Source organism: Streptomyces sp. ActVer (assembly GCF_027270795.1).
In the GTDB taxonomy this organism is placed as follows: Bacteria; Actinomycetota; Actinomycetes; order Streptomycetales; family Streptomycetaceae; genus Streptomyces; species Streptomyces umbrinus_A.
In genome coordinates, this window is the sequence record NZ_JAPWHT010000459.1 from 1 (window position 1) to 8223 (window position 8223).

At 71.9% G+C, this 8223-nt stretch carries 6 protein-coding genes; 1 reads left to right on the forward strand and 5 read right to left on the reverse strand.

The annotated features are described in order from the left end of the window. Nucleotides 1-78: 78 nt before the first annotated feature. The 5 genes from O3Q52_RS43880 to O3Q52_RS43900 all read right to left on the reverse strand — a co-directional run bounded on the left by O3Q52_RS43880 (nt 79) and on the right by O3Q52_RS43900 (nt 6395). Nucleotides 79-1461 (reverse strand): aminotransferase class V-fold PLP-dependent enzyme, encoded by a 1383-nt coding sequence (locus O3Q52_RS43880; protein WP_269654111.1) that lies wholly within the window; start codon nt 1459-1461, stop codon nt 79-81. 341 nt (nt 1462-1802) lie between these two features. Next, nucleotides 1803-4310, reverse strand: coding sequence for an aminopeptidase N (pepN, locus tag O3Q52_RS43885; protein WP_269654112.1), 2508 nt, complete (start codon nt 4308-4310; stop codon nt 1803-1805). Between the two features lie 96 nt (nt 4311-4406). Next, nucleotides 4407-4880, reverse strand: coding sequence for a two-component system response regulator (locus O3Q52_RS43890; RefSeq protein ID WP_269654113.1), 474 nt, complete (start codon nt 4878-4880; stop codon nt 4407-4409). Nucleotides 4881-5050: 170 nt separating this feature from the next. Then, a complete protein-coding gene (locus tag O3Q52_RS43895) occupies nt 5051-5407 on the reverse strand; it encodes a chorismate mutase (RefSeq protein ID WP_269654114.1) in 357 nt (118 codons plus the stop codon). Between the two features lie 97 nt (nt 5408-5504). After that, on the reverse strand, nt 5505-6395 hold the full coding sequence (locus O3Q52_RS43900) for an AraC family transcriptional regulator (protein WP_269654115.1): 891 nt from the start codon (nt 6393-6395) through the stop codon (nt 5505-5507). Between the two features lie 113 nt (nt 6396-6508). Between O3Q52_RS43900 and O3Q52_RS43905 the strand changes: the two genes are divergently transcribed. Then, nucleotides 6509-8223: beta-galactosidase family protein (locus tag O3Q52_RS43905; RefSeq protein ID WP_269654116.1), on the forward strand; the 1715-nt coding region annotated here is incomplete at its 3' end.

Here is an 8223-nt window from a genome sequence, read left to right on the forward strand (position 1 = left end):
CGATGCCGACGAGGTCGCGGGGGGCTTCGGGCTCGTGGTGCACGGGGTGATGGGGGGGTGTGGGTGACGTGGGGGGCGTCATCGCGGCGTGTGTCCTTCCACCAGTTTCAGGAGCGCGGCCAGGTCGTCGGCTCCGGTGTGCGGGTTGAGCAGGGTGGCTTTGAGCCAGAGGCGGTTGTCGAGGCGGGCGCGGCCGAGGACGGCCCGGCCTTCGGTGAGGAGGGTGCGGCGTACGGCGGCCACGGTGTCGTCGGTGGCGTCGGTGGGCCGGAACAGGACGGTGCTGATGGTCGGCCGGTCGTGGAGTTCGAAGCGGGGGTGCCGGTGGACGAGCTCGGCGAACTCGGCGGCCTGTTCGCAGACCCGGTCGACGAGGGCGCCGAGTCCGGTGCGGCCGAGGGTTTTGAGGGTGACGGCGATCTTGAGGATGTCGGGTCGTCGGGTGGTGCGCAGTGAGCGGCCGAGGAGGTCGGGCAGGCCCGCTTCGGTGTCGTCGTCGGCGTTGAGGTAGTCGGCGTGGTGGCCGAGTGGGGCGAGGTCGTGCCGGTCGCGTACGGCGAGGAGTCCTGCGGCGACGGGCTGCCAGCCGAGTTTGTGCAGGTCGAGGGTGACGGTGTGGGCGCGGGCGAGGCCGTGGAGTTTGGGGCGGTGGCGGTCGCTGAAGAGGAGGCCTCCGCCGTAGGCGGCGTCGATGTGGAGGCGGGCGCCGTGGGTTTCGCAGAGGGCGGCGATGTCGGGGAGCGGGTCGATGAGGCCGGCGTCGGTGGTGCCGGCGGTTGCGGCGACCAGGAGGGAGCCGCGGGGGCCCTGGAGTGCGGTGAGGGCTTCGCCGAGTGCGGCGGGGTCCATGGTGCCTGCGGAGGCGGGCACGGTGACGGGTTCGGGGAGGCCGAGGAGCCAGGTGGCGCGGCGGAGGGAGTGGTGGGCGTTCTCGGCGCAGACGAGCTGGGTGTGGCCGTGGTGTTCGCGTGCGAGGAGGAGGGCGAGTTGGTTGGACTCGGTGCCGCCCGTGGTGACTAGGGCGTCGCCGGCTGACCCGGCTTGTCCTGTGGCCCCGTAGACCTCGACGGCGAGGGCCCTGGTGACGAGGGCTTCCAGTTCGGAGGCGGCCGGGGCCTGGTCCCAGGAGTCGAGGGAGGGGTTGAGGACGGAGGCGGCGAGGTCCGCGGCGGTGGCGACGGCGAGGGGCGGGCAGTGGAGGTGGGCCGTGCAGAGGGGGTCCGCGGGGTCTGCCGCGCCGGCGGCGACGGCTTGGACGAGGGTGCGGAGGGCGTCTTCGTCGCCGTGGTCCGGGAAGGGGTCGCCGAGGGCCTCTCGGAGGCGGGCGGCGACCTCGGTGGGGCCGCCGGCCGGGAGGGGGCCGTCGCGGGTGGCTGCGCCGGCCGTCAGTGCGTCGAGCACGGTGGTGAGCAGCGGTCGCAGGGTGGTCGGGCCTTGGGGGCCTGATGCGAGCGGGCTCATGGTCGTCCTCCGGGGCGCGGGGCGGGGACTTCCAGCGTGTCTGTGTTTGGGGCCGCGTGCCCGGAGAGTGCGGTGATCAGCACTCGAAAGGGGTACTGGCGCTTCGCGCCGGGGTTCTTGGCGCTCCGCGCCGGGGGTTGTGGGGACGTGCCGGTCGGTGGGGGCTGGTCGCGCAGTTCCCCGCGCCCCTAAAGATGGCGGTGCGCGGCGCCGGTTCTAAGAAAGCGAGCCCCGCGCCCCTGAAAGCCAAAGCAGGCGGTTGCCCGCGCCCCTGAAGGAAGAAAGCGGGCCCGCGCCCTTGTGCGTGAAGGGGCGCGGGCCGGTCAATCAGTCCTCGTCCTCTATGCCTCTCGTACTCGCAATGCCCTGGCCAGGTCGTCCAGTTGGTCTGTCAGTTTGCGGCGGAGGGCTGGGGTGGGGGTGGACTCCGTCAGGCATTGTTCGCCTGCCTGGAGGGTTTCCCGGGTGATGGCGTAGGCCGGGAAGGCCCAGCGGCCGGCTGCTTCGGCGATGGCGGGGCCGCGGCGGGCGGCGACGGCTACCGCGTCGTTCCAGTAGAGGCCGACGTACTCGCGTACGAGGTCGGTCTGTTCGGGTTGCCAGAAGCCCTGGGCGGTGGCGGTGAAGAGGTAGTTGGAGAGGTCGTCGGTGGTGAACATCGACTCCCAGGCGGCGCGCTTGGCGACGGGGTCGGGGAGTGCGGCGCGGCAGCGGGCGGCGCCTTCCTGGCCGGTGGCGCTGGGGTCCTGGACGAGTTCGGCTTCGATGACGGCGTCGTCGATGGCGCCGAGGACGGCGAGGCGGCCGAGGATGCGCCAGCGCAGTTCGGGGTCGAGTTCGGGGCCGCCGGGGACGGTCCCCTCGGAGAACCAGGCGCTGATGGTGTCGGGCTGGGCGGCGACGTCGATGAGGTGGCGTACGGCGATGAGGCGCAGGCCGGGGTGGTCGCCGTCCTCGGTGCGGCGGATGAGGTCGCGGCAGAGCGAGGTGAGGGTGGCGAGGGCGGCGGGCCGTTCGTGGGCGGGGATGTAGCGGTCGGCGACCTGGGCGGCGGCGAAGGTGAGGACGCCCTGGACGACGGCGAGGTCGCTCTCCTCGGGGAGGTGGGCGCGGGCGGTCTCCAGGTAGGCGGCGGGGGCGAGGTCGCCGTCGCGGACCATGTCGCGCAGGGTGTTCCACAGGACGGCGCGGGTGAGGGCGTCGGGGACGTCGGAGATGCCGCGCAGGGCGGTCTCGGAGGACACCTCGTCGAGGCGGATCCTGGCGTAGGTGAGGTCGAGGTCGTTGGGGACGACGAGGGCGGGGCGGGGGCCGGTGCGGGGTTCGGGGGCCGGCTGTTGCGGGATGTCCGTCTCGTAGCGTTCGCGCAGGAGGAGCGCGCGGCTGTCGTTGAGGTCGCGGTCGTAGACGCCGACGGTGACGCGGTGGGGGCGGCTGCCCGCGCGGTCGAGGGTGAGGGTCCACTCCCCCGGCTGAGCGGTGACGGACGCGGTGAGGGTGTCGACGCCGGTGGTGCGCAGCCAGGAGTCGGCCCAGGCGTGGACGTCGCGTTCGGTGGCGGCGGCGAGGGACTCGATGAAGTCGGCGAGGGTGGCGTTGGCGAACTTGTGGCGGGCGAAGTGGGTGTTGATGCCGGCGAGGAAGTCCTTCTCGCCGAGCCAGGCGACGAGTTGGCGCAGGGCGGAGGCGCCCTTGGCGTAGGAGATGCCGTCGAAGTTGAGCATCGCGGAGGCGGTGTCGGGGACGGCTTCGGGGTCGGGGGCGACGGGGTGGGTGGAGGGCCGCTGGTCGGCGTCGTAGCCCCAGGCCTTGCGGACGATGCCGAAGTCGGTCCAGGTGTCGGTGAAGCGGGTGGCTTCGGTGAGGGTCTGGTAGCCCATGTACTCGGCGAAGGACTCGTTCAGCCAGATGTCGTCCCACCAGCGCAGGGTGACGAGGTCGCCGAACCACATGTGGGCCATCTCGTGGGCGATGACCATGGCGCGGGTCTGGCGTTCGGTGTCGGTGACGGCGGAGCGGTAGACGAACTCGTCGCGGAAGGTGACGAGCCCGGGGTTCTCCATGGCACCGGCGTTGAACTCGGGGACGAACGCCTGGTCGTAGGAGTCGAAGGGGTAGGGCTCCTCGAACTTCTCGTGGTAGCGGTCGAAGCAGGCGCGGGTGATGTCGAGGATCTCGTCGGCGTCGGTGTCGAGGTGGGGGGCGAGCGAGCGGCGGCAGTGGATGCCGAAGGGCAGGCCGCGGTGTTCGGTGCGTACGGAGTGCCAGGGGCCGGCGGCGACGGCGACGAGGTAGGTGGAGATCAGCGGGGTGGCGGCGGCGTGCCAGCGGCCGTCGTCCTGCCGCTCGGTGGTGCCGTTGGCGAGTACGGTCCAGCCTTCGGGGGCCGTCACGGTCAGTTCGAAGACGGCCTTGAGGTCGGGCTGGTCGAAGGCCGCGAAGACGCGCTGCACGTCATCCATGAACAGCTGTGTGTAGACGTATGTCTCGCCGTCGGTGGGGTCGGTGAAGCGGTGCATGCCCTCGCCGGTGCGGGAGTAGCGCATGGTGGCGTCGATGCGCAGTTCGTGCTCGCCGGCCGTGAGGTCCTTGAGCGGCAGCCGGTTCTCGTCCAGGGAGTGGGCGTCCAGGTCGAGAAGGGTGCCGTCGAGGGTGACGGAGCGCAGTTCGGCGGGCTTGAGCTCGACGAAGGTGTCCCCGTCCGCGCGGGTGGTGAAGCGGATGACGGTAAGGGAGTCGAAGATCTCGTCGCCACGCGTCAGGTCGAGTTCGATCTGGTAGCGGTGGACGTCGAGGAGCTTGGCACGGGTCTGCGCTTCGTCGCGCGTCAGTACGGACATGGGTGCCATGCTGCCTGATGGGCGTGGCCCGGCACAGGGGTGGCCTGGTCCGGGCGGGGTTGCGCCCCCGTAGCGGGTCGGAGTTGCGCCCAGGACCGGCCGGGGTTACGTCCCCGGTCCCACGAAGCGCCCGGCGGGCGGCTGATCCTTCACCAGGGCGCGGAGTTCGCGTACTTCGCGTTCCAGGGACCGGTAGCGCTGGTGGGAGTCGTACAGGTAGCGGACCTTGGTGCGCAGGGCCCAGGGGTCTATGGGTTTCATGACGAGGTCGGCGACGCCCAGGTGGTAGGCGGTGGCGGTGAGTTCGGCGTCGGGGCCGAAGCCGGTGACGAGGATGATCGGGATGAGCTGCGTCTGTTCCACGCCGCGCATGTAGCGGACGACGTCGAGGCCGCTGACGCCGGGCATGCGTACGTCGAGGAGGAGCAGGCCGACGTGGCCGCGCAGGACTTCCTTCAGCGCTTCGTCGCCGCTGGTGGCCCGCGTCAGGTGGTAGCCGAGCGGGGCCAGGGCGCTTTCCAGGGCGTAGAGCGTTTCCTCATGGTCGTCGACTATGAGGATCTTGGCATCCGGCGGCATGGAGCGGAGTCCCCTCGCTTGGACGACAAGCTTATGTCCGAACCGACCGACAGGGAGTACTCGTGGACTGACAAGGAGTGCTCACGCAGGATGCCTCATTTCGGCGCGCACGCCGAGAGGGCGGGCCTACAAAGGCTTGAGAAGTGGGGCCTGCCGGTGGGCCGTTGTGGTCATTCCCGGCCGCCCGTGCCACCGACGCCGCCGGCGTTGTCCGCGATGCTCTCGTGGTGGCGGATGACCTCGGCGATGATGAAGTTGAGGAGCTTCTCCGCGAACGCCGGGTCGAGTCTGGCGTTCTCGGCGAGGCTGCGCAGCCGGGCGATCTGCTGGGCCTCGCGGGACGGGTCGGCGGGCGGCAGCTGGTGGGCGGCCTTGAGGTGGCCGACCTGCTGGGTGCACTTGAAGCGTTCGGCGAGCATGTGGACGACGGCCGCGTCGATGTTGTCGATGCTCTCGCGCAGCCGGGCGAGTTCGGCGCGGACGGCCGGGTCGACGCCGCCCGCGTTTCCGGTGTTGCTGGTGGTCATGGAGGGCAACCCTACGTGGCGTGCCGCGGGTGCTGCGCGGCCGTTCGATCAACGTGGTTCCGGGGGTCCGGGCCGTCGTGTTCCCGAGGAGTTCCGGTCATCGTGTTCCCGGGGAATGGAGCATCGGCGGATCGTCGGGGTCGGGGACCTGGTTGCTCCAGCCGCCGGGGACCGTACGGCCCTGTTGTTCACGGAAGCGCACGGGGGCCGTGCCGACGCGGCGGGTGAACAGGCGGGAGAAGTAGGCCGGGTCGTCGTAGCCGACGCGTCTGGCCACGGCGGCGACGGGGAGTTCGGTGGCGGCGAGGAGTTCCTTGGCGCGGCCGAGGCGGATGCCGAGGAGGTAGTCCTTGGGGCTGCATCCGGCGCCGCGGCGGACCGCGGTGCGCAGTTCGGCGGGGCTCATGCCGTGGCGGGCGGCGTGGTCGGCGACGGAGAGCGGCTTGAAGGCGTCGCGGGCGAGGGCCTGGAGTACCTGTTCGCCGTCGGGGGCGGTGTCGGCGCGGGCGCGGCGCAGGGTGACGAGGAGTTCGTGGACGGCTGCGCTGGTCTCGACCTCCAGGAGGGGGTTGCCGAGGCGGGCGGCGCGGGCGATGCGGGCGACGGTGGTGCGGGCCGGGCCCGCGTCGGAGAGGGGGACGACGGGCCGGTCCGGTTCGATGTAGCCGAGTTCGGTGTACGTGTCGGCGGTGGGCCCGGTGAAGTCGACGAAGGCCTCGTCCCAGCCGGTCTCGGGGTCGGGCGCGTAGTGGTGGGGTACGCCGGGGGTGAGCCAGAGCAGGGCGGGCGCGATGACGGCCGTGGACCGCCCGTCGACGGTACGGAACCAGCCGCGTCCTGCGCTGACCACGACGGCCACGTGGTGGTCGAGGGTGCGGGGTCCGACGGTGGGCAGTGCCCCGTACTGGAGGCCGACGCCGAGGCAGACGAGGCCGAGCTTGTGGTGGGCGGGTCCGGGGCTGAAGAACCGCATCCAGGTGTGGTACATCGGCTGTCCTCCCACCTGTCCGGCAAGCCCGTCCCGCGCTCCGTCAGCTGCGTCCAATCACCGCTGATCTTTGTCCATGGACCCGGTCGCCGCCAGGGGTCAGGGTGGTGCTCATGACCGAGTTCACGGTGGGGGACACCGATTTTCTGCTGGACGGGCGGCCGGTGCGTCTGCTGTCGGGGGCGCTGCACTACTTCCGGGTGCACGAGGGGCAGTGGGGGCACCGGCTGGCGATGCTGCGGGCGATGGGCCTCAACTGTGTGGAGACGTACGTCCCGTGGAATCTGCACGAGCCGCGGCCGGGCTCCTTCCGGGACGTCGAGGCGCTCGGCCGGTTCCTGGACGCGGCCCGGCGGGCCGGGCTGCGGGCGATCGTGCGGCCGGGGCCGTACATCTGCGCCGAGTGGGAGAACGGCGGGCTGCCGTACTGGCTGACCGGCGAGGCGGGTGCCCGCGTGCGCACCCGTGACGAGCGGTTCCTGGGTCATGTGGAGCGCTGGTTCGCCCGCCTGCTGCACGAGATCGTGCCCCGGCAGATCGACCGCGGCGGTCCGGTGCTGATGGTGCAGGTGGAGAACGAGTACGGGAGTTACGGCTCGGACCAGGTGTATCTGGGCCGGCTCGCCGGCCTGCTGCGCGAGGGGGGCGTGACCGTGCCGCTCTTCACGTCGGACGGCCCCGAGGACCACATGCTCACCGGCGGCTCCCTGCCCGGCGTCCTGGCGACCGCGAATTTCGGGTCGCACGCGCGCGTGGCCTTCGAGACGCTGCGCCGGCACCGGCCGACGGGCCCGCTGATGTGCATGGAGTTCTGGTGCGGCTGGTTCGACCACTGGGGCGCCGAGCACGTCGTACGCGATCCCGGTGACGCCGCCGACGCCCTGCGGGAGATCCTGGAGTGCGGGGCCTCGGTCAATCTCTACATGGCGCACGGCGGCACGAACTTCGCGGGCTGGGCGGGCGCCAACCGGGGCGGCGGCGCGCTGCACGACGGGGTGCTGGAGCCGGACGTGACGTCGTACGACTATGACGCGCCGATCGACGAGTACGGGCGCCCCACGGAGAAGTTCTGGCGGTTCCGGTCGCTCCTGGCCGCGTACACGGACGGCCCGCTGCCCGAACTGCCCGCCGCACCGGCCCTGTTGGGCTCTCCGGCCACCGTGGACCTGGCCGGCTGGGCGTCCCTGTCCGCCGTGCTCGACGCGCTCGGCGGGCCCGAGAGCGAGCAGCCCGTGCCGCCGACCTTCGAGGAACTGGACGTCGACCGGGGGCTGGTCCGCTACACGGTCGACGTTCCGGGACCCCGCCGCCCGTACCCCCTGACCGTGCGCGGCCTGCGGGACCTGGCGACGGTGTACGTCGACGGAGAGCCGGCCGGAGTGCTCACCGAGGACGAGCCGCAGCTCAAGGAGCCGGTCGCCGGGCCCGCGCGCGTGGACCTGTGGGTGGAGTCGCTGGGCCGGGTCAACTACGGCCCGCGCACCGGGGAGACGAAGGGCGTCACCGGCGGCGTACTGCACGAGCGGCAGTATCTGCACGGGGTGCGGGCGCGGGCGCTGCGCCTCGACGCGTTCGACGATGGTGTGGAACCGGTGCCGTTCCGGCCGCTTCCCGCTTCCGGTGCCCCCGGCCTGTACCGCGGCACGGTCACGGTGCGCGGCGCGGGGGACGCCCGCCTCGAACTCCCCGGCTGGACAAGGGGGTTCGCCTGGATCAACGGCTTCAACCTCGGCCGCTACTGGTCCGTCGGCCCGCAACGGTCCCTGTACGTCCCCGGACCGGTCCTGCGGGAGGGCGCCAACGAGGTATGGCTGCTGGAGTTCGAGGA